The organism is Verrucosispora sp. FIM060022 (assembly GCF_003977705.1).
GTDB lineage: Bacteria > Actinomycetota > Actinomycetes > Mycobacteriales > Micromonosporaceae > Micromonospora > Micromonospora gifhornensis.
In genome coordinates this window covers 1-24,658 of record NZ_RQIV01000019.1, presented here as the reverse complement: position 1 = coordinate 24,658, position 24,658 = coordinate 1, and the positions used below count along the sequence as shown (strand labels likewise).

23 protein-coding genes are annotated in these 24,658 nt (G+C 70.7%); 8 read left to right on the top strand and 15 right to left on the bottom strand.

Features of this window, described 5'->3' with window-relative positions:
• Positions 1 to 9: 9 nt before the first annotated feature.
• From EG812_RS28235 to EG812_RS28190, 10 genes are read right to left on the bottom strand one after another with little or no spacing between them, the layout of a single operon-like run.
• Complete coding sequence (locus EG812_RS28235) at positions 10 to 534, bottom strand: 3-hydroxyanthranilate 3,4-dioxygenase (RefSeq protein WP_126713389.1); 525 nt, start codon at positions 532 to 534, stop codon at positions 10 to 12.
• Positions 531 to 962, bottom strand: a complete 432-nt coding sequence (locus EG812_RS28230) for a RidA family protein (RefSeq protein ID WP_013735467.1) — start codon at positions 960 to 962, stop codon at positions 531 to 533. Before EG812_RS28230 ends, EG812_RS28235 begins: the two co-directional genes overlap by 4 nt.
• Complete coding sequence (locus tag EG812_RS28225) at positions 959 to 1,732, bottom strand: 2-keto-4-pentenoate hydratase (protein ID WP_013735468.1); 774 nt, start codon at positions 1,730 to 1,732, stop codon at positions 959 to 961. The genes EG812_RS28230 and EG812_RS28225 overlap by 4 nt, the downstream gene beginning before the upstream one ends.
• The gene (gene dmpG / locus EG812_RS28220) at positions 1,729 to 2,847 is read right to left on the bottom strand and encodes a 4-hydroxy-2-oxovalerate aldolase (protein WP_126713388.1); all 1,119 of its coding nucleotides are present in this window, start codon (positions 2,845 to 2,847) and stop codon (positions 1,729 to 1,731) included. The genes EG812_RS28225 and dmpG overlap by 4 nt, the downstream gene beginning before the upstream one ends.
• Entirely contained in the window at positions 2,844 to 3,773 is a 930-nt protein-coding gene (locus EG812_RS28215; RefSeq protein ID WP_126713387.1) for an acetaldehyde dehydrogenase (acetylating), read from the bottom strand. Before EG812_RS28215 ends, dmpG begins: the two co-directional genes overlap by 4 nt.
• Positions 3,770 to 4,573, bottom strand: a complete 804-nt coding sequence (locus EG812_RS28210) for a 2-keto-4-pentenoate hydratase (protein WP_126713386.1) — start codon at positions 4,571 to 4,573, stop codon at positions 3,770 to 3,772. Before EG812_RS28210 ends, EG812_RS28215 begins: the two co-directional genes overlap by 4 nt.
• The gene (locus EG812_RS28205; protein WP_126713401.1) at positions 4,570 to 6,051 is read right to left on the bottom strand and encodes a 2-hydroxymuconic semialdehyde dehydrogenase; all 1,482 of its coding nucleotides are present in this window, start codon (positions 6,049 to 6,051) and stop codon (positions 4,570 to 4,572) included. Before EG812_RS28205 ends, EG812_RS28210 begins: the two co-directional genes overlap by 4 nt.
• Before the next feature lie 20 nt (positions 6,052 to 6,071).
• A complete protein-coding gene (locus EG812_RS28200; RefSeq protein WP_013735473.1) occupies positions 6,072 to 7,406 on the bottom strand; it encodes an FAD-dependent oxidoreductase in 1,335 nt (444 codons plus the stop codon).
• Positions 7,403 to 8,680, bottom strand: a complete 1,278-nt coding sequence (gene kynU, locus EG812_RS28195; RefSeq protein ID WP_502697220.1) for a kynureninase — start codon at positions 8,678 to 8,680, stop codon at positions 7,403 to 7,405. The genes EG812_RS28200 and kynU overlap by 4 nt, the downstream gene beginning before the upstream one ends.
• 25 nt (positions 8,681 to 8,705) lie before the next feature.
• Entirely contained in the window at positions 8,706 to 9,605 is a 900-nt protein-coding gene (locus EG812_RS28190) for a tryptophan 2,3-dioxygenase (RefSeq protein ID WP_013735475.1), read from the bottom strand.
• A 148-nt stretch (positions 9,606 to 9,753) separates the two neighbouring features.
• On the opposite strand from EG812_RS28190, the gene EG812_RS28185 reads away from it, so the two are divergent.
• The 3 genes from EG812_RS28185 to EG812_RS28175 all read left to right on the top strand — a co-directional run bounded on the left by EG812_RS28185 (position 9,754) and on the right by EG812_RS28175 (position 11,740).
• A complete protein-coding gene (locus EG812_RS28185) occupies positions 9,754 to 10,236 on the top strand; it encodes an Lrp/AsnC family transcriptional regulator (protein ID WP_102660506.1) in 483 nt (160 codons plus the stop codon).
• Positions 10,237 to 10,423: 187 nt separating this feature from the next.
• On the top strand, positions 10,424 to 10,888 hold the full coding sequence (locus tag EG812_RS28180) for a hypothetical protein (RefSeq protein ID WP_043725536.1): 465 nt from the start codon (positions 10,424 to 10,426) through the stop codon (positions 10,886 to 10,888).
• A gap of 15 nt (positions 10,889 to 10,903) precedes the next feature.
• A complete protein-coding gene (locus tag EG812_RS28175) occupies positions 10,904 to 11,740 on the top strand; it encodes a class F sortase (RefSeq protein WP_126713384.1) in 837 nt (278 codons plus the stop codon).
• A gap of 15 nt (positions 11,741 to 11,755) precedes the next feature.
• Here the strand turns inward: EG812_RS28175 and EG812_RS28170 are convergent, their stop codons facing one another.
• A complete protein-coding gene (locus EG812_RS28170; protein ID WP_043725542.1) occupies positions 11,756 to 12,289 on the bottom strand; it encodes an HNH endonuclease in 534 nt (177 codons plus the stop codon).
• 268 nt (positions 12,290 to 12,557) lie between these two features.
• Here EG812_RS28170 and EG812_RS28165 point away from each other — a divergent pair, with 268 nt between their 5' ends.
• The 3 genes from EG812_RS28165 (at position 12,558) to EG812_RS28155 (ending at position 15,650) form a co-directional block, all read left to right on the top strand.
• The gene (locus tag EG812_RS28165; protein ID WP_043725544.1) at positions 12,558 to 13,595 is read left to right on the top strand and encodes a mechanosensitive ion channel family protein; all 1,038 of its coding nucleotides are present in this window, start codon (positions 12,558 to 12,560) and stop codon (positions 13,593 to 13,595) included.
• A gap of 224 nt (positions 13,596 to 13,819) precedes the next feature.
• A complete protein-coding gene (locus EG812_RS28160) occupies positions 13,820 to 15,160 on the top strand; it encodes an MFS transporter (protein ID WP_050814789.1) in 1,341 nt (446 codons plus the stop codon).
• A 61-nt stretch (positions 15,161 to 15,221) separates the two neighbouring features.
• Positions 15,222 to 15,650 (top strand): globin, encoded by a 429-nt coding sequence (locus EG812_RS28155; protein ID WP_126713383.1) that lies wholly within the window; start codon positions 15,222 to 15,224, stop codon positions 15,648 to 15,650.
• A 23-nt stretch (positions 15,651 to 15,673) separates the two neighbouring features.
• Here EG812_RS28155 and EG812_RS28150 read toward each other — a convergent pair whose 3' ends face one another.
• The 4 genes from EG812_RS28150 to ettA form a co-directional block, all read right to left on the bottom strand.
• A complete protein-coding gene (locus EG812_RS28150) occupies positions 15,674 to 16,258 on the bottom strand; it encodes a type III secretion system chaperone family protein (protein WP_043721735.1) in 585 nt (194 codons plus the stop codon).
• A gap of 131 nt (positions 16,259 to 16,389) precedes the next feature.
• Positions 16,390 to 17,112: a DUF8185 domain-containing protein gene (locus EG812_RS28145; RefSeq protein ID WP_013735484.1), complete on the bottom strand. Its 723-nt coding sequence runs from the start codon at positions 17,110 to 17,112 to the stop codon at positions 16,390 to 16,392.
• The gene (locus tag EG812_RS28140) at positions 17,109 to 17,555 is read right to left on the bottom strand and encodes an acyl-CoA thioesterase (protein ID WP_013735485.1); all 447 of its coding nucleotides are present in this window, start codon (positions 17,553 to 17,555) and stop codon (positions 17,109 to 17,111) included. Before EG812_RS28140 ends, EG812_RS28145 begins: the two co-directional genes overlap by 4 nt.
• Before the next feature lie 15 nt (positions 17,556 to 17,570).
• Entirely contained in the window at positions 17,571 to 19,247 is a 1,677-nt protein-coding gene (ettA, locus tag EG812_RS28135) for an energy-dependent translational throttle protein EttA (RefSeq protein ID WP_013735486.1), read from the bottom strand.
• A 333-nt stretch (positions 19,248 to 19,580) separates the two neighbouring features.
• Here ettA and EG812_RS28130 point away from each other — a divergent pair, with 333 nt between their 5' ends.
• Both EG812_RS28130 and otsB read left to right on the top strand, forming a co-directional pair.
• Positions 19,581 to 20,981 carry an alpha,alpha-trehalose-phosphate synthase (UDP-forming) gene (locus tag EG812_RS28130; protein WP_013735487.1) on the top strand — a complete coding sequence of 467 codons (1,401 nt, stop codon included), beginning with the start codon at positions 19,581 to 19,583 and terminating at the stop codon, positions 20,979 to 20,981.
• Positions 20,982 to 21,004: 23 nt separating this feature from the next.
• Positions 21,005 to 23,584 carry a trehalose-phosphatase gene (gene otsB, locus EG812_RS28125; RefSeq protein ID WP_126713400.1) on the top strand — a complete coding sequence of 860 codons (2,580 nt, stop codon included), beginning with the start codon at positions 21,005 to 21,007 and terminating at the stop codon, positions 23,582 to 23,584.
• The last annotated feature ends 1,074 nt before the right edge of the window (positions 23,585 to 24,658 follow it).

The following is a 24,658-nucleotide window of genomic DNA, read 5'->3' as shown; positions in this document are numbered from 1 at the left end:
ACTGGGCCATCAGCCCTTGCCCGGGTGCAGGGTGCCGCAGTGGTCGCAGGTGCGCGCCGTCTCGTCGGCGTAGAACGCGCCGAACACCGGGGGCAGGTCGGCGGCGATGTCGCGGACCTGCAACTCGACCTCGTGCACCTTGTGCCCGCACTCGGGGCAGTACCACTGGAACTTCTCCAGCGTGCCCTCCGGGCGGACCCGCTCCACCACCACGCCGATCGAGCCGGGCTCCGGGCGCTGCGGCGAGTGCGGGACGTTGCGCGGCAGCATCCACATCTGACCCTCGCGCACGTGCACCGTACGCGGCCCCTGCGGGGTCATCAGGTTGATGTGCATGTTGCCCTTGACCTGGTAGAAGAACTCCTCGTACGGGTCGACGTGGAAGTCGGTGCGCTGGTTGGGCCCACCCACCACCATCACGATGAAGTCGTCGGACCCGGGGAACATCTCCTTGTTGCCCACCGGCGGCTTGAGCAGGTGCTGGTTCTCGGCGATCCAGCCCGGAAAGCTGAACGGCTCGGCGATCTCACTCACGACTGACCTCCCTGGGGCAGCACGGCCACGGCTTGCATCTCGATCAGCAGGTGCGGATGCGGCAACTGGTGCACGGCCACGGTCGTCCGGGTCGGTCCGGTGGCGTCGAAGAACTCCGCCCACACCTCGTTGTACCCGCCGAAATCGTTCATGTTGACCAGGTACGACGTCACCTGCACCAGGTCGGACAGCTCGGCGCCGACCGAGCGCAGCAGGTCACCGATGTTCTCGATGACCGCGCGGGTCTGCACCCGGATGTCCAGGTCCGTCGTACCGAACTCGTCGACCGACACTCCGGCGAAGCTGTTGTCCGGCCGCCGCGACGACGTACCCGACACGAAGACGAACCCGTTCGCCACCTTGACGTGCGGGAACGCACCACGGGGTACGGCCTTCCCGGCGACGACCCGCGCCCCGTCCGCGCTCATGACGCGGCCTTCAGGGTGGCGGTGCCGAGCTTCTCGACGACTGCCCGGACCTGAGCGCCGGGCCGCAGCGGGACAGCGGCGGTGGCCGCGCCGGCCAGGAACACCCAGCCCTCGCGCAGCCGCACCCCGTGCCGTCCGGCCAGGCGGACGCCCTCGTCGAGGGCCCGGCGCGGGTCGCCGAGGATCGCCGCGGTCGAGCCGACCTGCGTTACCCGGCCGTCGATCTCCAGCAGTACCCCGAGGTTGTCCAGCCCGTCCGGCACCGGCGACCAGGGACCGACCACGAAGGCGGCGGCCGAGGTGTTGTCGGCGATCACGTCCGGCAGGGAGAAGGTGAAGTTCGCGTACCGGGAGTCGATCAGCTCGATCGCCGGGGCGACCGCGCGGACGGCGTCGGTGAACGCGCCGAGCGGCTCGCCCGGCTCGGGCAGGCGGTCCAGCAGGAACGCCACCTCCGGCTCGACCCGGGGGTGGATGTAGGTCGACACGTCGACGCTGCCGCCGTCGGGCACCCACATCGCGTCGGTGAGCCGCCCCCAGATCACCTCGTCGACGCCGACCTGGGCCATCTTCGCCTTGCTGGTCAGCCCCATCTTCAGGCCGACCAGCCGCTCGCCCCGGTCGAGGCGGCGCTGCACGAGGGCGGTCTGCACCCCGTACGCGGCGTCGACGTCGAGGCCGACCTCGGCGGCCAGTTGCGGGATCGCGGTGGCGGTGGTGGCGGCCTTGTCCAACTGCTCGGCGATGCCGGCCGGGTCCAGCCCGCTCATGCCTGCTCCTCGGTTCGTGCTTGCGTGACCGCCGGATCCCCGGCGCCGTCGCGGGCCGGCTCAGCGGCACCGTCGCGGGCCAGGTCCAGCGCCACGTCGACGATCATGTCCTCCTGGCCGCCGACCATCCGACGCCGCCCCAACTCGACCAGGATCGAGCGGACGTCGACGCCGTACCGGTCGGAGGCGCGTTCGGCGTGCCGCAGGAAGCTGGAGTAGACCCCGGCGTACCCGAGGGAGAGGGTCTCGCGGTCGACCTGGACCGGGCGGTCCTGCAACGGACGGACGATGTCGTCGGCGGCGTCCATCAGCGCGAACACGTCACAACCGTGCTTCCAGCCGTGCAGTTCGGCGACCGCGACGAAGACCTCCAGCGGGGCGTTGCCCGCCCCGGCACCCATCCCGGCCAGTGAGGCGTCCACCCGGACGGTACGCCCGGACGGCGACCCGAGCGGCCCGTCACCGACGATGCGGCCGTGTTCCACGGCGACCACGCTGTTGGCCACACCGAGCGAGAGGTTGTGGTGGGCGTGGATGCCGATCTGCGTGGTCGGTTCCAACACCTGCCGGTACGCGTCGACCCGCTGCGCCACGTCGGACATCAGCAGCCTGCCACCTGAGTCGGTGACGTAGACGCAGTGCGCCCCGTACGACTCCATCAGTTTGGCCTGCGCGGCCAGTCCGGCCGGATCGTTCATGTGGGACATCATCAGGAACCCGGCGACGTCCATGCCGTTGTCCCGCGCCCAGGAGATGTGCTGCGCGGAGATGTCCGCCTCGGTGCAGTGCGTGGCGATCCGCACACTCGTCACCCCGAGGGCCTTGGCCGCCTTCAGATCGGCGATGGTGCCGATACCGGGCAGCAGCAGGGTGGTCAGCTTCGCGTTCGTCATCACCTCGGCCGCCGCCGCGATCCACTCGGCGTCACTTGCCGCACCGTGGCCGTAGTTGACACTCGACCCGGCCAACCCGTCACCGTGCGCCACCTCGATCGCGGCCACCCCGGCGGCGTCCAACGCCGCAGCGATGGTCCGCACCTGGTCCACGGTGTAGCGGTGCCCGATGGCGTGCATGCCATCGCGCAGCGTCACGTCCTGGATGTACAACTCGGTCATGCGGTCACCGTCCTGCCCAGTGCGACCAGCCGCTCGGCGGTACGCAGCGCGGCCGAGGTCATGATGTCCAGGTTCCCGGCGTACGCGGGCAGGTAGTGCCCGGCACCGGAGACCTCCAGGAAGACCGAGACCTGAAGGCCGGTCAGCTGCCGCCCGAGCGACGGCACGTAGGTGTCCACCCGGTCGAACTGCACGTCCTGCTTGAGCCGGTAACCGGGCACGTACTGCTGCACGCCGGCGACCATGTCGGCGACCGAGGCGGCGATGGCGGACCGGTCGGCGTCCGGATCCGGGCAGAGGCAGTAGACGGTGTCGCGCATCAGCAGCGGCGGCTCCGCCGGGTTGAGCACGATGATCGCCTTGCCCCGGTCGGCGCCGCCGACCACCTCGATGGCCCGCGCGGTGGTCTCGGTGAACTCGTCGATGTTGGCGCGGGTGCCCGGACCGGCCGAACGGGAGGAGATCGACGCGACGATCTCGCCGTACGCCACCGGCGTGACCCGGCGTACCGCGGCGACGATCGGCACGGTCGCCTGCCCGCCGCAGGTGACCATGTTGACGTTGCGCTCGCCCAGGTGCTCGTCCAAATTGACCGGCGGCACCACGTACGGGCCGATGGCGGCCGGGGTCAGGTCGACGACCCGGCGGCCGTGGGCGCGCAGCACCGCGTCGTTGTGCCGGTGCGCACCGGCGGAGGTGGCGTCGAAGACCAGTTCGACGTCGGCGAACTCGGGCATCTTCACCAGGCCGTCCACGCCTTCGGCGGTGGTCGCCACGCCGAGGCGGCGGGCCCGGGCCAGACCGTCGGAGTCCGGGTCGATGCCGACCATCGCCACCATCCGCAGGCTCTCACTGAGCCGCAGTACCTTGATCATCAGGTCGGTGCCGATGTTGCCCGACCCGATCACCGCCACACCGGCGCTCATGACGAGCCACCTTTCGCCTCCCGGGAGAAACAGGTCCGCACCGAGCCGAGGCCGGAGATCCGGGCCTCGTACGCCGCGCCGGGGGTGACCGCCACCATCGGGCCGAGGGCGCCGGAGAGCACCACGTCACCGGCGCGCAGCGGCTCACCGGCGCGGGCCATCGTGGTGGCCAACCAGGCCACCGCGTGCAGCGGGTTGCCGAGGCAGGCCGCGCCGGCACCGACCGACACCGGTTCCCCGGCGTGCTCCAGCACCATCCCGCACAGCCGCAGGTCCACGTCGGCGAGTCGGCGGGGCGCGGTGCCGAGCACGAACAGCCCACTGGAGGCGTTGTCCGCCACCGTGTCCACGATGGAGATGTCCCAGCCGGCCACCCGCGAGTCGACGATCTCGATGGCCGGCAGCAGGTGGTCGACGGCGCGGATCACGTCGACGCTTGTGACCCGTTCGTCGGGCAGGTCGGCGCCGAGCACGAAGGCGATCTCCGCCTCCACCCGGGGTTGGAGCAGCCGATCGATCGGCACCTCGGCGCCGTCCGGCACGGCCATGACGTCGGTGAGGACGCCGAAGTCCGGCTCGTACACGCCGAGGTTCTCCTGCACCGCCCGGGAGGTCAGACCGATCTTCGCGCCCACCCGACGCTGCCCGGCGGCCAGCCACTGGCGTACCTGGTGCTGCTGCACCTCGTACGCCGCGGCCACGTCGCCCTCGGGCAGCAGCCGCCCACGCAGGGGTGGGCAGGGCTTGCCACTGGTCCGGGCCTCGGTCAGTTCCTCGGCCACTCGCTGAAGGTCGCTCATGACAGGTCCACGCAGACGTTTGTGAGTTCGGAGTAGAAGTCGAGCGAGTGCACGCCGCCCTCGCGGCCGATGCCGGAGGCCTTCACCCCACCGAAGGGGGTGCGCAGGTCCCGCAGGAACCAGGTGTTGACCCAGACGATGCCGGCGTCCAGCCGCTGCCCGGCCCGGTGCGCCCGACCCACGTCCCGGGTCCAGACCGCCGCCGCCAGGCCGTACTCGGTGCCGTTGGCCAGCGCGTACGCCTCGTCCTCGTCGTCGAAGGGTGCCACGTGCACCACCGGGCCGAAGATCTCCTCGGTGTTGGTACGGGCCTGCGGGCCGAGCCCGGTCAGCACCGTCGGCTGCACGTACGCGCCGCCGTCGCGGGCGTCACCGAAGCGCGGCACTGCCCCACCGGCCAGCACCTGCGCGCCCTCGGACCGGGCCAGGTCGTAGTAGCCGAGCACCTTGTCGCGGTGTCCGTGCGAGATCAGCGGCATGTTCACCGTCGCCTCGTCGGCCGGCCAGCCGTACGCCAACTCCTCGGCGCGCTTGGCGAGTCGGGCGGTGAACTCCTCGAACACCGGCCGCTGCACGTAGATCCGTTCGGTGCACAGGCAGACCTGACCACCGTTGGTGAAGCTGGACCGCACCGAGCCTTCGACGGCCGCGTCCAGGTCGGCGTCGGCGAAGACCAGCCCGGCGTTCTTGCCGCCCAACTCGAAGCTGACCGCCTTCACCCCGTCGGCGGCGGCCCGCATGATGGCCCCGCCGGTGGACGATTCGCCGGTGAAGGTGATCGCGTCGACGCCGGGGTGCCGGGTGAGGAACTCACCTGCGGAATCCGGGCCGAAGCCGTGCACCAGGTTGAACACCCCGTCGGGTACGCCGGCGGTGGCCATCACCTCGGCCAGCAGGGTGGCGGAGGCGGGGGTCTCCTCGCTGGGCTTGACCACCACGGCGTTGCCGCAGGCCAGTGCGGGGGCGACCTTCCAGGTGAGCAGCAGCAGCGGCAGGTTCCACGGCACGATGACGGCCACCACGCCTACCGGTTTGCGGACCGCGTAGTTCAGCGCCCGGCCGCCGGTCGGGGTGACCGTGGTGAACGACTCCGTGGGCGCGGTCGCCACGATCTCGGCGAAGGCGCGGAAGTTGGCCGCACCGCGCGGGATGTCCAGCGTCCGGGCCTGGGAGATGGCCTTGCCGGTGTCGGCGACCTCGGCGGCGACCAGGTCGTCGAAGCGGCGCTCCAGCTCGTCGGCGACCCGGCGCAGCACCTCGGCGCGTTCGCGCTCCCCCATCCGGCCCCACGGTCCACGCAGCGCCGCCCGGGCCGCGGTGACCGCGTCGTCCACTGTGGAGCGGCTGGCCTCGACCACCTCGAAGACCGGCTCGCCGGTCACCGGGGAGCGCTTGGTGAACCGCTCACCGGCCGAGACGAACTCGCCGCCGACGAAGTTGCGCAGCAGCCCGGGGCCGTCCGGCGCGTGGCCGGTCATCCGCCGAGGATCCCAGAGCGTCATCCGCGCCTCCGGCGTCCGAGAGCGAGCACCGCACCGGCCAGCACCGCCGCCGCACCGGCCGCCACCGCGCCGAGCACCTGGTACTGCCGGCGGACCCGGCGACGCACCTGGGCGTACGGGACGGTGGTGAAGGAGACCAGTTCGTACTGGGAGACGTAGCGGCCCGGCAGCGCCCGCTCCAGGGCGTGCTCGACCTTCTTGCGGGTCTGGTACACCGGCGAGGCGACCTTGTCGCGCATCTCCACGAAGTTGGCAAGCGCCATCTGCGCGATCGCCTCGGCGTTGTCCTGCCGGCGTTGCTGGTACAGCGGCAGGGCCGCGGCCCAGTCGTCGCCGCACTCGTCGAGGCAGGTGTCGAGCTCCACCACGTCCTCGAAGGCGCAGTTCGCGCCCTGGCCGTAGAACGGCACGATGGCGTGCGCGGCGTCACCGAGCAGGCCCACCCGCCCGTCGAACTGCCACGGGTCGCACCGCACGGTGCCGAGCACGCCGACCGGGTTGTGCTGGTAGTCGTCGACCAGGTTCGGGGCCAGCGGCGGCAGGTCCGGGTAGTGCTGGGCGAAGTACCGCTCGATCGCCGCCTTGCTGCCCAACGAGGAGAAGCTGGCGGTGCCGTGGTTGGGCCAGAACAGGGTACAGGTGAAGGAGCGGTCCGGGTTCGGCAGGGCGATCATCATCGACGTGCCGCGCGGCCAGATGTGCAGCGCACCCGGGTCGAGGGCGAAGTCGCCACCCAGCGGCGGGATGGTGAGTTCCTTGTAGCCGTAGTCGAGGAAGTCGACGCTCTCGGTGAGCAGGCCGTGTTCGAGCAGCTGTCCGCGTACGGCCGAACCGGCGCCGTCGGCGCCGAGCACGACCGTGGCGTTCGCGGTGACCGTGCCCTGCGGGGTTTCGAAGGTCATCTGCGCGGTGGCCGGGTCGAGCCCGACCAGCCGGTGGTCGAAGGCGACCCGCACCTGCGGCAGCTTGGCGGCGGCGTCCAGCAGCGCGTTGTTCAACGCACCCCGGCTGATCGAGTTGATCGCCCGGTCACCCTCGGCGCTGTACGACTGGAAGTCGGGCTCGCCCACCACCGGGTGCACCATCCGGCCGCGCATCGGCAACGCGTCGGCCATCACCTGCTCGTCGAGGCCGATGCGGCGCAGCGCGTCCAGACCCCGCTCGGAGAGCGCCAGGTTGATCGAGCGGCCCCGCTCGGGCGTACCGACCCGGGGATCAGGTCGCCGCTCGTAGAGCGTGACCGAGTGACCTCGCCGGGCCAGGTAGCAGGCCAACAGGCAGCCGGCCAGACCGGCACCCACCACCGCGATCTCGTCCTGCCGGGTGTTCACGCGTTGGCCTCCACCGTCGCGGCCAGCGCGTCGGCGACCCGCCAGCAGTCGTGGTACGTCGAGTAGAGCGGCACCGGGGCGAACCGCACCACGTCCGGCTGCCGGGCGTCGGCGATCACCCCGTGCTCGTGGCGCAGCCGCTTGGTCAGTTCGTTTGCGGTGCCCACGCCGATACGGACCGACAGCTGGCAGCCGCGCCGGCTCGGGTCACGCGGGGTGACCACGGTCAACGGCCGGTCGGCGACCACCTCGTCGAGCAGCCGCTCCAGGTAGCCGGTGAGCCGCAGGCTGCGCTCGCGCAGCGCCGGCATGCCGACCGAGTCGAACAACTCCAACGAGGTACGCACCGGGCCCATCGCGAAGATCGGCGGGTTGGAGATCTGCCACGCCTCGACGGTGGCCGGTGGCCGGCTCACCGGGGTCATCTCGAACCGGGTCGCCGCCGCCGTGCTCCACCAGCCCTCGAACCGGTGCAGCGCGGGGTCGCCGTGGTGGCGCTCGTGCACGAAGACGCCGCCCAGCGCGCCCGGACCGGAGTTGAGGTACTTGTACGAACACCAGGCCGCGAAGTCGACGTCCCAGTCGTGCAGCGACAGCGGCACGTTGCCCGCCGCGTGCGCCAGGTCCCAGCCCACCACGGCACCGGCGGCCCGGCCGGCGGCGGTGATGGTGGGGATGTCCATCAGCTCGCCGGTGAGGTAGTTGACCCCGCCGAGCAGCACCAGTGCGACGGTGTGCCCCTCCGCCGCCAGGAACGCGGTCACGTCCTCGGTACGCAGGTTCTCCTCACCGGGGCGCGGGGTGAGCCGGACCACCGTGGTGTCCGGGTCCAGCCCGTGGAACCGGGCCTGGCTGCGCACCGCGTAGCTGTCCGAGGGGAAGGCGCTGTCCTCGATGACGATCCGGGTCCGCTCGCCGGCCGGCCGGTAGAAGCTGACCATCAGCAGGTGCAGGTTGACCGTCAGCGAGTTCATCACCACGGTCTCGCTGGGCAGCGCGCCGACCAGCCGGGCCGCCGGCGCGGTCAGCAACTCGTGGTACGGCAACCAGGGGCGCTCCGCCTCCAGGTGGCCCTCCACGCCGAGCCGGCTCCAGGCCTCCAGGTCGGCCAGCAACTCCGTACGGGTGGCCTTGGGTTGCAGGCCGAGCGAGTTGCCCGCCAGGTATGCGGTCTCCGGGTAGCGCCCGCCGTCGGCCGGGGGCACGTGGAACAGGTGCCGGTGGCCCGGCTCGGCGGCGTCCAGGCGCAGCGCCTCGGCCTCACCGGCACTCATTGTCTCGTTCTGGTTCATCCTCGCCTCACATCGCCGTCCGGGCCGACCACAGCTCGGGGAAGACCACCCGGGCCATGCTGCGTTGCAGCCACGCCAGCCCCGCCGAACCGCCGCTGCCGACCTTGGCACCCATGGTGCGCTGCACCGCCTTGACGTGGTGGTGCCGCCAGTCGCCGAACTGCTCGGCCACCTCGGTCAGCGCCTCGCCGAGCATCCGCAGGTGGTTGTCCGGACCGCTGTCGCCGTAGATGCGGACCCAGGCCGCCTCGACCGCGGCGTGCGGCTGGTGCTCGTCGCGGATGTCCCGGTCGAGCAGGTCGGCGGGGATGTCGTGGCCGTGCCGGGCGAGCAGGGCGACCACCTCGTCCCAGACGCTGGGGGTGGCCAGGGTGGCGTTCAGGTCGGCGTACACCTCGGTCTGCCGGCGGAACGGGCGGATCAGCGCCGCGTCCCGCAGCCCCAGCAGGAACTCCAGGTGGCGGTACATCGCCGACTGGAAGCCGGAGCCCTCGCCGAGCAGGTTGCGGAAGCGGTTGAAGTCGGCCGGGGTCATCCAGCGCAACCCGTGCCAGGCCGCGTTGAGGGCCTCCAGGTGCAGCGCGGCGCGGCGCAGCGGGGCCAACGCCTCCCAGACCCGGTCGGTGCGCAGCAGCCGGGAGGTCTCCCGCAGCTCGTGGCAGGTCAGCCCGAAGTACAGCTCCATGATCTGGCTGACCATCAGGAAGGACATCTCGCCGGGGTCGTCACTCAGCGGCTGCTGCAACGTGTGCAGCGTGCTGGCCTGCACATAGGCGTCGTACGGCACCCGCTCGGCGAACTCCAGGGTCGGCTCGCCGCCGTTGCGGGCGGCACGGGCCGCCCGCTGCTTGCCCGTCACCGGACGCACCGCCGTCCGGGTTCCCGGGCGCAGCTCGGTCTGCTCCATCCGTCCACTCCTTCCTGGCTGGCGATTCCAGTCATGATCTCGCGGCGTCACCCCCCGATGGAATGCCTGTTCAACGGCGCTACGCCCGGCGGACCTGTCAAACGTGAGGCGCTGGCCGCATTCGACTTGTCAGACGTAAGGTCGACGCGTGGACGAGATGGACTGGGCCCTGCTGCGCGAGTTGCAGGCCGACGCACGGTTGTCGTTCAGCGAGCTGTCCCGGCGGGTGCACCTGTCCCCACCTGCGGTGGCCGAGCGGGTACGCCGGTTGGAGGAGAGCGGGGTGATCACCGGGTACCACGCGCACGTCGACCTGACCCGAGCCGGCCGGACGGTGGTCGCGTTGATCCGGATGTCCTGCTACGGCGCTCGCTGCATCCTGCACGACCCGGACGTCGCCACCTGGCCGGAGATCCTGGAGATCCACCGGATCACCGGCGACGCGTGCAGTGTGCTGAAGGTCGCGGCCGGGTCGATCGGGGAGTTCGAGGGGGTCATCGACCGACTCGCCCCGTACGGGCAGCCGTCGAGCACCATGGTGCTCTCCTCCCCCCTCAACTGGCAGCCCCTGACCAGATGCAAGGAAGGGCCCCCTGTTAACGCCTCCGGTAGAGGAAGGGCCCCTGCTTAACACCCGCTGGTTCCGCGCGCCGGGTTAGCAGTTCCGCGCGCCGGGTTAGCAGCGGGAGCAGGGGGAAAGCACCGCGGGTCAGCCCAGCAGGACCGGTGCGCCGGTGCCGAGAGGGGGGATCATGCGGGGTCTGCGACCGTACGGAGGGGTGCTGCACGCCTCCTCGACCATCGTCCGACTTCTCGGAGTGTTCGCGCTGATCGGGGCGTTCGTCCTGGTCGGTGCCGGACCCGCCCGGGCGGGTGAGAACACCTTCATCGAGGTGACCCCGAACAGTGTGCAGGCCGGATCCCGGGTGCACCTGCGGGCCAGCTGCGACAACGCCAACAACCGGCAGGCCGAGGTCGACTCGGAGGCGTTCAACCGGGTCTTCCTCCGACCGGACAACGGCTTCCTCACCGGCGACGTCACGGTGCCGAGCAACAAGGCCGCCGGGGACTATCCGGTGAACCTGCGCTGCAACAACGGCCAGACGGCCAGCACCACGCTGACCGTACTGAACATGCAGCAGCCCACCAAGGGCCCGGCGACCGGTGGCGGTGGCACCGCCGGACCGGGCACCGGTTCGACGCTGCTGCTCGGCGGCGCCGCCGTGGTGGCCGCGGCGGTGGTCTTCGGGCTGATCAGCAGCCGACGCCGGACCGGTTCCTGACCACAGGCGGGTGCCATGATCGGCCACCGTGTTCCGGTGCCCGAACCGCGTCCCGCCCCGCCCCGGACCGTCACCCGCCGCAGCTACCGACTCTGGCGGACGGTGACGGCCGTGGCCGGTCGGCTCGGCCGGGTCACCGCCCAGATGGGTTCGGCCAGCATCGCCACACCTGACCCGTCGGCCGCACCCGTGCCACCACGGCCGCGTCGCGCCTGGCCGGCAGCGGCCCGACGCAGCCTCCGCGCCAGCCCCGGACTGCCCGTCATGGTGATCGGCAGCCTGATGTTGTTGATCATCACGATGCTCGGGGTCGAACGGCTTACCGGTACGAACCTGCTGCCGGACCGCTTCATCGCCGGGCTGGCGCCGCCGCCGAAGAAATTTCCACTGCTGCCGGCGAGCCAACCGGTCGGCATCGAGATCAACAAGATCGACCTGGCCGCGCCGGTGCACAACGTGGGCGTCGCCGCGGACGGCAGCATCGCCGCGCCGACCGCGGAACGCGCCCAGGAGGCCGGCTGGTACGACCAGGGCCCCACCCCGGGGCAGTACGGCCCCGCCGTCATCGTCGGACACGTCGACACCAGCACCGGGCCGGCGGTCTTCCAGGACCTGCGGCAACTGCGGGCCGGCGACCGGGTCGAGGTGGCCCGCACCGACGGTACGGTCGCGATCTTCGAGGTCGACCGGGTCGGCCGGTACGACAAGGAGGCGCTGCCCGCCGACGAGGTCTTCGGCGACTTCAGCCGGCCGCAGCTGCGGCTGATCACCTGCGGTGGACGCTGGGTCGGCGGCGAGACGGGCTACGCGGACAACGTGATCGTGTTCGCTTCGCTGGTGGAGGCGCGGTGAGTCGTCGACCGGAGGTCAGGCGGCTTCGGGTTCGCGGAGGTCGAGCCAGTCGGCCCAGCGGGGATCGGGTGCGCGGTGACCGAGCACCCGCCAGGCGATCCCCTTCGGTGCGGCGGGCAGCGAGTGCAGTCGCCAGCCCAGCTCGGCGGGGGTTTTGTCGCCCTTGGTGTGGTTGCACCGGGCGCAGGCGGCGACCACGTTCTCCCAGGCGTGCGGGCCACCCCGGCTGCGCGGGAAGACGTGGTCGATGGTCTCGGCGGGCCCTCGGCAGTAGGCGCAGCGCCAGCCGTCCCGGGCGAAGATCGCCCGGCGGGACAGGCCGACGTGGGTGCGGTAGGGCACCCGGACGAACCGGGTGAGTCGGACCACCGAGGGCACCGGTAACGCGCTGCGGGCGCTGTGCAGCACGCCCTCGCCGTCGGCGACACAGACCGCCTTGGCGGAGAGCACGAGGATCGCGGCGCGGCGCACCGACACGACACACAGCGGCTCATAGGTGGCGTTGAGGACCAGCGCGCCGGAGCCCACCGTGGGTCGTATGTCAGGCATCGCGTCACCCTCCCGGTCAAGCGGCTTTTCACTCGCCACCGCCGACCGGCGCAGGCCGCAGCCATACACCACGTCGACGCCGGCCGGTTCACCGACGTCCGTTGCGCCAATCGTCCCTGATCGGACCGGCGAATGCACGCACTAATCCTGGGTACCTGGCGGAGCTTTCACGACAGATCCGGCGGCGAGCGCGCCTCGGGTCACCCGGCGGTGGGTCGGTCATGGGGCGACCGGATGCTTACGGTACGAAAACAGGGTGACCGTCAGCATGCTCAGCCTCGTCCCCGGTACGCCCACCCCCGGCCCGGAGGACACCCCCAGTCCCGAGTGCCTGGACGAGGTCGTCTGCAAGTGGGTATGGAAATACTCCGACTCGGTGTGGTTCGCCGAGGGCAGCTACTGGATCCTGGTCAAACCGCTGCGGATCATCCTGATCCTGATGCTGGCGATCGCCGCCCGTTGGCTGGTGCACCGAACCATCCGCCGGCTGGTGCGCACCACCACCGATGCGGGCGTACCGACCATGCTCCGGCCGCTGCGCGAGCGCATCCCGAGCGCCGCGACCGAGCCCGGCGAATTCGTCCCGGAGCGACGCCGCCAGCGGGCCGAGGCGATCGGATCGGTGCTGCGGAGCCTGAGTACGGCGTTCATCTTCGGCATCGCCGTCCTGATGGTGCTCAAGGAGTTCAGCTTCGACCTGGCCCCGTTGCTGGCCAGCGCCGGCATCGCCGGTGTGGCGCTCGGCTTCGGTGCGCAGAGTCTGGTCAAGGACCTGATCGCCGGCCTGTTCATGTTGATCGAGGACCAGTACGGGGTCGGCGACAACGTCGACCTCGGCGAGGCGAGCGGCGTGGTCGAGGCGGTCGGTCTGCGAGTCACCACCGTTCGTGACGGGCGGGGGGTGCTCTGGTACATCCGCAACGGCGAGATCGTCCGGGTGGGCAACAAGAGTCAGGGTTGGGCGCTGGTGGTGGTCGACCTGCCGATCGGCTTCGCCGGCACCGAGGAGGCCACGGCGGTGCTGCGTACCGCAGCCGCTTCGGTCGCGGTGGACCCGGAGCTGGCGGCCTCCATCGTCGAGCCCCCCGAGGTGCTCGGGGTGGAACAGGTGACGGTGGACGGCACGGTCATCCGCACGGTGGTCAAGACCACCGCCGACGGGCAGGCCGCCGTGGGCCGCGAGTTGCGCCGCCGACTCGCGGAGGCACTGGAAAATTCCGGGATCACCGCCCGGATCGCCGCCGTCCGGGCCGTACCCGCCTACCTACGGGACGACAACGAGACTGGTCAGGGCGGGGCCACCTGAGCGGAACGGTAGGTACTCGCGGCCAAGCAGCCCCTCGGGTATCGTCCGTTCGTTCAGTCAGAGATGCGACGATCAAGCCGTTCGCCCTAGCCAGTTGTCAGACGATCGGGCAGAATCCGGTGCACGCGCTCCCCGAGCGTGGTCACGTCCTCGCTGATCCGTAGATCTGACGATGGCCTCGGGGCCGGCCATCACGAGTGGCCTGTCACCGGCCGATGGAGGCGATGGTGTCGGACGAGCGGCCTCCTCCGGAAGGTCCGGCCACTTTCCGTGAGGTCTTCGCCCAGGGTGAGTATCGAGCCATCTTCCTGGCCAACACCCTGACCTGGATCGGTGACTATGTCGCCAAGGCAGCGGTCACCCTGCTCGTCTACAAGGAGACCGACTCCGTCGCGCTCTCGGCGGCTGCCTTCGCGGTCAGTTATCTGCCCTGGCTGATCGGTGGCCCACTGCTGGCCACGATCGCCGAACGGCACCGCTATCGCCAGATCATGGTGATCTGCGACCTCATCCGGATGGCCTTGATGCTGCTCATCGCCATCCCCGGGATGCCGGTGCCGCTGATCCTGGCCCTCCTGTTCGCCACCACCCTGGCCAATCCACCGAGCCAGGCGGCACGTTCCGCGCTGATGCCGTTGATCCTGCCCGGCGACCGACTCGTGGTCGGGCTCTCGATCAACGCCAGCGTCGGGCAGGCCGCCCAGGTCGTCGGCTATCTGCTCGGTGCGGCGGTGGCCACCGTGAACACCACCGCCGCGTTGCTGATGAACGCGACAGCCTTCGCCGTCTCGGCGGTGCTGGTCCGCTTCGGGACGCGGGACCGGGCACCGGCTATTGCCAGCGAGCACCGCCGTCACCTGCTCCGGGAAACCGCCGAGGGGTTCCGGCTGGTGTTCCGTACGCCGGTGCTGCGGGCCATCGCGATCCTCGTCTTCGGCGCGATGCTCTGTTCGATCGTGCCCGAAGGGTTGGCCGCGGCCTGGGCCAACGAACGCGCGGACAGCGGGATGAACGCGGGAATGGCGCAGGCTCTGATCATGGCGTCGAGCCCGGTCGGGTTCATTCTCGGTGGGCTGTTGATGGGCCGGGCGGTCGCGCCGTCGCGGCGCATCGCCCTGCTCCGGCCACTGGCGGTCATCGCCCCGTTGATGTTGGTCCCCTCGTTGCTCGACCCGCCACCGGTGGTGGTGGCGTTGCTCGCCGCCGCCTGCGGGTTCGCGGTCGCCGGCATCCTGCCGGTGGCGAACGGCCTCTTCGTCCAGGCCCTGCCGCACGGCTACCGGGCCCGGGCGTTCGGCGTGATGGCCACCGGGGTCCAGGTCATCCAGGGTGCTGCGGTCCTGGCGACCGGCCTGCTCGCCGAGCACTACCCGATCCCGATCGTGGTCGGGCTGTGGAGTGCCGCCGGGGTGGTGCTGATGGCGTTCGTCGCCCGACGCTGGCCCGACGCGCAGACGGTGGAGGCCACGGTGGAGGCGGCACGGGCCTCCTCCGCCGGCTCGGCCACCCCGTCGCAGGAGCCGGGCCAGGGCAACGTCGACCGACCACGGCACGCGGTGACCTGAACCACGGCGTCGGCAGGTCCCGGTACGCTCACCGCCCGGCAACGCCTGGCAGGATGGAAGGGTGAATCCCGCAGGTGAGTCCGAGCCCCGCGGCGAGGCCGTGACGCTGTACGACGCCGTCGGCGGCGAGCCCACGTTCCGCAAGCTGGTCGATGAGTTCTACGCCGGCATCGCCAGCGACCCGTTGCTGCGCCCCATGTACCCGGAAGAGGACCTGGAGCCGGCCGCCGACCGGATGCGGCTGTTCCTCATGCAGTACTGGGGCGGCCCGAACACGTACTCCGCCCAACGCGGGCACCCCCGGCTGCGGATGCGGCACGCGCCCTTCCGGATCGGCGCGGCCGAACGCGACGCCTGGCTGCGCCACATGCGCCGCGCGGTCGACAGCCTCGACCTGCCGGAGGCGACCGCCACCGAGCTCTGGAACTACCTGGAGCGGGCGGCCTACTTCATGGTCAACGCGATGGAGGACCCGGCCGCCTCGGAGTGACCCCCGCGGCGGCACGTCCCCCGTCAGAGCAGGGCACCCTCGTCGTGCAGCCAGTCGACGAAACTCGTGGCCACGGCCGCCCCGCAGTCGAGCAACTCGACCAGGAGCGCGTCGTGGGCACCTGCGGCGAGCGGCACCTGCAGCTCGGCGTAGATCGGCAACTGCCCCCGTTCGGTGGCGTCGCCCACGTACGCCTTGCAGAAGCGGCGCGTGTGGTTCCACTCGTTGACCACCCGGTAGGCCCGGTCCGCCCAGTCTGGCGGCACGGTCGCGTGCGGGCGGGCCCGGAGCACCAGGATCTCGTCCTCGGGGCCCTCCAGGGTGACCAGCACGGCGTGCCGCTCCCACATGGCCAGCAGGTTGCCGTCGCCGTCGGCCAGGTAGCGCACGTCGAGCAGGTCCAACGCGTCGCAGATGCGGCGCAGGGTGACCGGTTCGACGGTGGCTGACATGTCGGCGATCAACGGATGTTCCCCGCCCGGGCAGTCGTCCCCGGGTTGACGGGGCGTCGGCGGGCCGACTCTGACGGCCTCCTCCACCGTGACACTGCTTCGAGTTTCCGGGTCGCCGCCACTGGCGGGACCGGGGCGCCATGACCACCACGGCATCGCTCGCGCACCTCACTCCCCAGCGGATCCAGTTGCATACGGTGGGTGGGATCCGAGGATGGACGGTACCCGGACAGTCGGAGCGAAGCATCCCCCCAACGCCAGCCCCAAACCAGAAGGTTGACCTGAGGTCATACTTTCGGACGAGGGTCAAGCGGCCGCACGGCAAGATCCGTAGCCTTCTGCGACCACACAGCTCCGTACGGTCCCACCAGGGCGACCCAACGGCCAGCCGCGCGTACCCGGACCTCGTCGATGCCCGACGATCCGCCGGTCGCCCCCAGGAAACCCATCCTGATCAGACCCTGCACCAGTCGCTGGGTCACCTCCACCGGACGGTCAGGTGCGTCGTCCGGCGTCACCACCACCGCGACATGGTCCAGCAGGGCGTCACGCAGCGTCCGCTGCCCCACCGCCCGGCCGGCTACGCCGTTCGTCGCCGCCTCGCGCAGGGTGCCGGCGGCGGCCTCGGCGAGTCGGCGTACGTCCTCGCCCGGCAGGTTCTCCACCGGCCGGCTGGCCGCCGGCGGCAGCGGCCAGCGCCACTGGGCGTCACGCCGGGCGGGCAGTCCCGCCCGGCCCGCCGCCAGCTCGGCGAGCAACTGCCCGGCCGCCACGGTGACGTCCCCAGCGCCGGGGCCGGACACCGTCCGCACGGCCAGCACCCCCCACGGCAGACGCCCCCAGAGGGCCGTACGCCCCGGTGTGCCGGTCGGGCGTAACCGCACCAGGGCCGCCGGCTCCAACCGGACCAGCCGGGCCAGGAAGGCCCCTGCGTCGGCGACCCCGTCGAGCCCGTGCCGCGACTCGGCGGTATCGGATCCCGGCCCGGGTGTGACGCCGCCCGCGCTCATGCCTCGCCACCGTCCGGGGCGTACCCGAGCAGGAAGGAGTGTTCCCGGTCGGTGAGCCGCCGGGGCACCTGCCGGGCCAGGTCGAACGGAACCAGCACCGACTGTGCCCGGCTGACCAGCAGTTCACCGTCGTACATCTCGTAGCTGACGGTGAAGGAGGCGGCGCGGATCCGCCCCACCCACATCTCGATCCGTACGGTCGGGGCCGCGTCGGCGGTGGCCCGACCCAGGGCGTAGTCGACCGGGCGCAGGTAGTCGACCTCGTGCCGACGGATGACCACTCCGTCGGCGAACGAGTCGATGCCCTGCGCCCGCGCGCCGACGAACATCAACGCCACCCGGGCCTCCTCGTAGAGGGTGAGGAAGCGGGCGTTGTTGACGTGGCCGTACGCGTCGAGGTCGGACCACCGCAGGGTGCAGTGGTAGACGAACCGATCAGCCACGACGTCGCTCGCCGGTCAGTCGCGGGTCAGCTTGCGGTAGGTCACCCGGTGCGGTCGGGCCGCCTCCGCGCCGAGCCGGTCGATCTTGTTCTTCTCGTACGCCTCGAAGTTGCCCTCGAACCAGAACCACTTGGCCGGGTTCTCGTCGTCGCCCTCCCAGGCCAGGATGTGCGTGGCGACCCGGTCCAGGAACATCCGGTCGTGGGAGATCACCACGGCGCAGCCGGGGAACTCCAGCAGCGCGTTCTCCAGGCTGGACAGGGTCTCCACGTCCAGGTCGTTCGTCGGCTCGTCGAGCAGGATCACGTTCCCGCCGATCTTCAGCGTCAGCGCCAGGTTGAGCCGGTTGCGCTCGCCGCCGGAGAGCACCTTCGTCGGCTTCTGCTGGTCCGGACCCTTGAACCCGAACGCCGCGATGTACGCCCGCGACGGCATCTCGACCTTGCCCACCATGAGGTGGTCCAGCCCGTCGGAGACGACCTCCCAGACGGTCTTGTCGCCGTCGAGGCCCTGCCGGTTCTGGTCGACGTACGACAGCGAGACCGTTTCGCCGACCTTGACCGAGCCGCTGGTCGGCTGCTCCAACCCGACGATGGTCTTGAACAGCGTGGTCTTGCCGACGCCGTTCGGGCCGATGATGCCGACGATGCCGTTGCGCGGCAGCGAGAACGACAGGTTCTCGATCAGCACCCGGTCCCCGAAGGCCTTGGTCAGGTTGTGCGCCTCGATGACTGTGTTGCCCAGACGCGGGCCCGGCGGGATCTGGATCTCCTCGAAGTCCAGCTTGCGGGTCTTCTCCGCCTCGGCGGCCATCTCGTCGTACCGGTCGAGCCGGGCCTTGGACTTGGTCTGCCGGGCCTTGGCGTTCGAGCGGACCCACTCCAGTTCCTCGGAGAGGCGCTTCTTCATCTTGGCGTCGCGGCGCCCCTCGACGGAGAGCCGGGCGGCCTTCTTCTCCAGGTAGGTGGAGTAGTTGCCCTCGTACCCGATGGCCCGGCCACGGTCCAGCTCCAGGATCCAGCCGGCCACGTTGTCCAGGAAGTACCGGTCGTGGGTGATCGCCAGGACGGTGCCGGCGTACTTGGCCAGGTGCTGCTCCAGCCACTGCACGCTCTCCGCGTCCAGGTGGTTGGTGGGCTCGTCGAGCAGCAGCAGGTCCGGCGCCTCCAGCAGCAGCTTGCACAGCGCCACCCGGCGGCGCTCACCACCGGAGAGGGTGGTCACGTCGGCGTCCGGCGGCGGGCAGCGCAGCGCGTCCATGGCCAGTTCGAGCTTCGAGTCGATGTCCCACGCGTCGGCGTTGTCCAGCTCCTCCTGCAGCCGGCCCATCTCCTCCATCAGCTCGTCGGAGTAGTCCGTGGCCATCTGCTCGGCGATCGCGTTGAACCGCTCCAGCTTGGCCTTGGTCTCGGCGACCGCCTCCTCCACGTTGCCGAGGACGGTCTTCTCCTCGTTGAGCGGCGGCTCCTGGGCGAGCAGCCCCACGGTGTAGCCGGGCATGAGCCGGGCCTCGCCGTTGCTGGGCCGGTCGAGCCCTGCCATGATCTTGAGAAGGCTGGACTTACCAGCACCGTTCGGGCCGACCACACCGATCTTGGCCCCAGGCAGGAAGTTCAGCGTCACGTTGTCGAGCACGACCTTGTCGCCGTGCGCCTTGCGCGCCTTCTCCAGGACGTAGATGAACTGGGCCACGGTGCGGGCTACCTCCGTCAGGACTGAATCGTCGATTTGCGTGGTGCGGGGCAGGCGCGGGACGTGGGACGCGCCGTCACCCGCCGCCACGACCGTTGCCCGGCCGCGCGCACGCCATCGTCAATCCTGACAGGTCCGCCGGGCTCCGCCCACATCGCCCCGCCCGTCGGACCCGGTTGCGCGGAGGGCGGCCGACGGCCTGTCAACATGATCACGTGCAAGGTTCGGCCGGTCTGGGACGGGTACGTCACTCCGGCACTGAGCAACAGACGCCGCAGATACGCTCAGTACGCTCATCGCGGTGGACCCGTCAGCACCCGGAGGTGGCCGATCGTGACCGTCCGTAGCTCCTTTGTCGTAGTGGCAAACCGCCTACCGGTCGACGAGGTGAGCACACCCGAGGGCCGGCAGTGGCGACGCAGCCCTGGCGGCCTGGTCACCGCCCTGCACCCCGTCCTCGCCGAGCATCAGGGCACCTGGGTCGGGTGGGCCGGTGGCACCGGCGCCGCTCCCGAGCCGTTCGACCTGGAGGGCATCCGACTGCACCCGGTGCCGTTGAGTGCCGAGGAACTCGAGCGCTACTACGAGGGCCAGTCCAACGCCACGATCTGGCCGCTCTATCACGACGCCGTGGAGACGCCCGCCTACAAGCGTCGCTGGCGGGAGGCGTACCGGCTGGTCAACGCCCGGTTCGCGGAGGCCGCCGCCGAGGTCGCGGCCGACGGGGCCACGGTGTGGGTCCAGGACTACCAGCTTCAGCTGGTGCCGGCGATGCTCCGGGAACTGCGTCCCGACCTGCGGATCGGCTTCTTCCTGCACATCCCGTTCCCGCCGATCGAGTTGTTCATGCAGATGCCGTTCCGCACCGAGATCCTGCGCGGGCTGCTCGGCGCCGACCTGGTCGGGTTCCAGCAGCGGCTGGCCGCACAGAACTTCGTCCGGCTCGCCCGTCACCTGCTCGGCCTGCGCTACGAAGGGCAGATGATCCAGGTCGACGGGCGGCAGGTGAAGGCCGGCGCCTTCCCCATCTCGATCGACACCAAGGAGATGGAACGGCTGGCCGCGGACCCGGCGATCCAGGCGCGGGCCAAGGAGATCCGCGAGGAGCTGGGCAACCCACGCACCATCATCCTCGGCGTCGACCGCCTCGACTACACCAAGGGCATCGAGTTGCGACTCAAGGCCTTCCGGGAGTTGTTGGCTGACGGAAAGTTGACAGTCCCCGACGCTGTTATGGTGCAGGTAGCCACGCCGAGTCGCGAACGCGTCGAGCACTACCAGGCACTTCGTGTCAAGGTCGAACGCGAGGTCGGTCGGATTAATGGCGAATTCGGCCGGGTCGGTGTGCCCGCCGTGCATTATCTGCATCAGTCGTACAGTCGGACCGAACTTGCTGCGATGTACGCCGCCGCCGACGTGATGATGGTGACCCCGCTGCGAGACGGTATGAACCTGGTGGCCAAGGAGTACGTCGCATCAAGGGCGGACCACGGGGGCGCACTCGTACTCAGTGAGTTCGCCGGCGCGGCCACCGAGCTGCGTCAGGCGTTCCTGTGCAACCCGCACGACCCGGACGCAGTCAAGGATGCCCTGCTCCGAGCCGTGCACGTGGAGAAGCCGGAGGCTCGTCGCCGTATGCGGACTATGCAACGCCATTTGCGCACCCATGACGTGGGGCACTGGGCGAAGTCCTTCCTCACCGAACTCGGTGTGCCTGACATGGAGGCGGCGTGAGCGCCCCCTCCAGTGAAATCATCATGCCCACGGCGGGCACGATGGACCGGGAGCTGGCCTCCGCCATCGGGCGGATCGCCCGGGTGCCCCAGCTGCTGATCGCCTGCGATTACGACGGCACGCTCGCGCCGATCGTCGAGGACCCGAGCAAGGCCGTACCCCTGCCGGAGTCCGTTGCCGCGGTGCGCGCCCTGGCCGCGCTACCGCAGACCACCGTCGCGGTCGTCTCCGGCCGGGCGCTTCGTGACCTGGCCGCGCTCTCCCGGCTGCCCAGCGAGGTGCACCTGGTCGGCAGCCACGGCTCCGAATTCGACATCGGCTTCGTCGAACGGCTCTCCCCCGAGCTGATCGAGGTGCGCAAGCGACTGCGGGACGCGCTGCGCGAGATCGCCGCGGCCCACCCGGGCGTACGGCTGGAACGCAAGCCGGCGAGCGTCGCCGTACACACCCGGGGGGTCGAACCGCAGGTCGCCGCCGCCGCCATCGAGGCGGTCCGCAGCGGCCCCGCCACCTGGCCGGACGTCACCGTCACCCAGGGCAAGGAAGTCATCGAGCTGTCCGTGGTGGCCACCCACAAGGGCACCGCGGTCGACCAGTTGCGCACGCAACTCTCGGCCAGCGCGGTCCTGTTCATCGGCGACGACGTCACCGACGAGAACGCCTTCGGCAACCTCAGCGGCCCGGACGTCGGCATCAAGATCGGCCCCGGCGAGACCAAGGCCGGCTACCGGGTGGCCGAGCCGATCGAGGCCGCCCGGGTGCTCGGGCTGCTGCTGGAGACCCGCCGGCACTGGCTGTTCGGCGAGCGCGCGGTACCGATCGAGCGGCACTCGATGCTGGCCAACGGGCGTACGGTCGCACTGCTCACGCCCGACGCCAAGGTGACCTGGCTGTGCAACCCCAAGCCCGACTCGGCGGCGATCTTCGCCGACCTGGTCGGTGGCAGCCCGGCCGGGCACTTCAGCGTCGCCCCGGAACGCGGCGGCATCCCGCTGGGCCAGCGCTACCGCTCGGGCACCATGACCGTGGAGACCCGCTGGTCGGGGCTGACCGTCACCGACTGGCTCGACAAGCCCGACCCGCGGACCACCCCCGACGGGCCGGCGATCATCTCCGGCGACTCCACCCTGATCCGGGTGCTCACCGGCACCGGACGGGCCCGGCTGGAGTTCGCGCCCCGACCGGAGTTCGCGCAGGTCGCCGTGCAGCTCCAGCCGCTCGCCGACGGCCTGCTGGTGCTCGGCTCCAACGAGCCGATCGCGCTCTACTCCCCCGGTGTGCAGTGGGAGGTCGGCAACGACGGCGGCTACGAGAGCGCCAAGGCGGTGGTGGACCTGTCCGCCCTCGGCGGGCAGGTGGTGCTGGAGCTGCGCTTCGGCACGCACAGCCTGGAACACCACCGGCTGCCCATCCACGAGCGGCAGGCCGCGGCGGAACGCCCCTGGAAGGACTGGGTGGCCTCACTGCGGCTGCCCACCACCGCCCGGGACCTGGTCGCCCGCAGCGCGTTGACGCTGCGCGGCCTCTGCCACGAGGCGACCGGCTCGATCCTGGCCGCCGCGACCACCTCGCTGCCGGAGGAACTCGGCGGTGTCCGCAACTGGGACTACCGCTACTGCTGGCTGCGCGACGCCGCGATGACCGCCCGCGCCCTGGTCGACCTGGGGTCGATCGCCGAGGCCGAGGCGTTCCTGCGCTGGGTCGACGGCTGTGTGGAGCGCACCGGCGGGCACCCCGAACGGCTGCACCCGCTCTACACCGTGGACGGCTACGAGCTGGGTGCCGAGGCGGTCATCGACACCCTGCCCGGCTACGCCGGCTCCCGCCCCGTACGCGTCGGCAACCTCGCCAACCACCAGCTCCAACTGGACGTCTTCGGCCCGATCGCCGACCTCATCGCCGCCACCGCCGACGTACGCGGCTCGGTGCGCGCCGAGGAGTGGCGGGTCCTGGAGAACATGGTTGAGGCGGTCCGCCGCCGCTGGCACGAGCCCGACCACGGCATCTGGGAGGCCCGCCTGCCACCCCGGCACCACATCTTCTCCAAGGTGATGTGCTGGATGACCGTGGATCGCGCCTTGCACGTGGTCCGCCAGCACGGTGGCGAGGACCGCCCCGAGTGGGTGGAACTGCGCGACCGGATCGGCGCCAACGTGCTGGAGTACGGCTGGCACGAGGAGGCCGCGGCGTACAGCGTCGCGTACGGCGACGAGGACATGGACGCCTCCTCGCTGTGGATCGGCCTGTCCGGTCTGCTGGCCGGGGACGACCCACGGTTCCTGTCCACCGTGCTGAAGATCGAGGCGGATCTACGCAGCGGGCCGGTCGTCTACCGCTACCACTGGGACGACGGACTGCCCGGCCGGGAAGGCGGCTTCCACATCTGCACGGCGTGGCTGATCGAGGCGTACCTGCGCACCGGTCGGCGTACCGACGCCGAGGAACTGTTCCTCCAGATGATCGACACCGCCGGCCCGACCGGCCTGCTGCCCGAGCAGTACGACCCGCTGGCCGAGCGCGGCCTGGGCAACCACCCGCAGGCGTACAGCCACCTCGGGGTGATCCGCTGCGCCCTGCTGCTGGACAACATGCTCAAGCAGTAACCCACCCCTCGTTTTCCAAGCGGCCGGAGACAAGGTGTCTCCGGCCGCTCACCATCTCCCCTCCGCCGCTCGACCTCGCCATCCACCCCTCGCCCCGGTCTGCGAGGCCCAGCGAGTCCCCTGCCAGATCGCCACATCGTCGACCCGGACGGGATGCCTGGGCGACTGCTCCGCCCAGTGCGCCGGCGTTGGGTGTGGAGGCCTCACCGTTACGCCGGAGTGGCGGGGTCCGGGGCGGCGGGATACCGCCGTTACGGCGCAACGGAGTCGATCACCCGGCCGGCCAGCCCAGCCCGGTCAGCGCGGCGTCGGGCCCGGTCAGCGCCAGCGGGGCCAGGGAGCGCGCCGGGCCAGCGGGACCAGTCAGCAGATCCGCACCTGATCCTTCCGCTCAGCAAGGCCGGCGGGTTATGCCAAGATCGCCAGGCAGCCCAGAACGGACTTTCAGGCATCTACCGGGCATAAGCTCGGGACTTTTCGCTGGGATGGCGGTGTGGCCGGGTCGCCCTCACCGTTACGCCGTAACGGCGGGGTCCGGGGCAGCGGGATACCGCCATTACGGCGTAACGGAGTCGATCGGCCCTGGCCGAGCCGGTCCCATCCCGGACAGCTGGGTCATCCCGGGCGCTTGCGTCACGGGGGGCCACCGCGATTCGTGGTCGGCGGGAATCATGGATGCCTGCGGGTCGTTGAACACATCTGAACGACCGAGGAAGGCGCCGGGCTTGAGCCTGGCGGGTGCAGGCCGGAATGTGGGCCCGCCGGTTGGCGTTATATCGGGTGGCTGACCAAGCAGGGCCCGCCCGTGACCGCCTGTGGTCGGGTGTGATCAGCCCTCCGGGAATCACCACCCTCGGTCAGTGGTTGTACATGGTCCCGGCGCCGCGAAGGTGTCCCCCCGGGGCCCCGCGATGGGTCCCCGCCCCGCGTGTGAGCCGGTGAACCTTCCCCCTTGTTCTTTCAGCGCCTGACGGCGTTTGCATGCACCCGTCCCCCGTGGTGTGTGTCTACCCCCGAATGGAGCTTTCCTCATGAACTCGATCTTCCGTAAGAGCATGCTGGGTGTTGCTGGTC

Coding starts and splice junctions, on each gene's coding strand:
- EG812_RS28230 (WP_013735467.1), bottom strand. CDS start 962: ATGAGCGCGGACGGGGCGCGGGTCGTCGCCGGGAAGGCCGTACCCCGT.
- EG812_RS28225 (WP_013735468.1), bottom strand. CDS start 1,732: ATGAGCGGGCTGGACCCGGCCGGCATCGCCGAGCAGTTGGACAAGGCC.
- dmpG (WP_126713388.1), bottom strand. CDS start 2,847: ATGACCGAGTTGTACATCCAGGACGTGACGCTGCGCGATGGCATGCAC.
- EG812_RS28215 (WP_126713387.1), bottom strand. CDS start 3,773: ATGAGCGCCGGTGTGGCGGTGATCGGGTCGGGCAACATCGGCACCGAC.
- EG812_RS28210 (WP_126713386.1), bottom strand. CDS start 4,573: ATGAGCGACCTTCAGCGAGTGGCCGAGGAACTGACCGAGGCCCGGACC.
- EG812_RS28205 (WP_126713401.1), bottom strand. CDS start 6,051: ATGACCGGCCACGCGCCGGACGGCCCCGGGCTGCTGCGCAACTTCGTC.
- kynU (WP_502697220.1), bottom strand. CDS start 8,680: ATGAGTGCCGGTGAGGCCGAGGCGCTGCGCCTGGACGCCGCCGAGCCG.
- EG812_RS28190 (WP_013735475.1), bottom strand. CDS start 9,605: ATGGAGCAGACCGAGCTGCGCCCGGGAACCCGGACGGCGGTGCGTCCG.
- EG812_RS28175 (WP_126713384.1), top strand. CDS start 10,904: ATGATCGGCCACCGTGTTCCGGTGCCCGAACCGCGTCCCGCCCCGCCC.
- EG812_RS28170 (WP_043725542.1), bottom strand. CDS start 12,289: ATGCCTGACATACGACCCACGGTGGGCTCCGGCGCGCTGGTCCTCAAC.
- EG812_RS28165 (WP_043725544.1), top strand. CDS start 12,558: ATGCTCAGCCTCGTCCCCGGTACGCCCACCCCCGGCCCGGAGGACACC.
- EG812_RS28160 (WP_050814789.1), top strand. CDS start 13,820: ATGGTGTCGGACGAGCGGCCTCCTCCGGAAGGTCCGGCCACTTTCCGT.
- EG812_RS28150 (WP_043721735.1), bottom strand. CDS start 16,258: ATGCCGTGGTGGTCATGGCGCCCCGGTCCCGCCAGTGGCGGCGACCCG.
- EG812_RS28145 (WP_013735484.1), bottom strand. CDS start 17,112: ATGAGCGCGGGCGGCGTCACACCCGGGCCGGGATCCGATACCGCCGAG.
- otsB (WP_126713400.1), top strand. CDS start 21,005: ATGCCCACGGCGGGCACGATGGACCGGGAGCTGGCCTCCGCCATCGGG.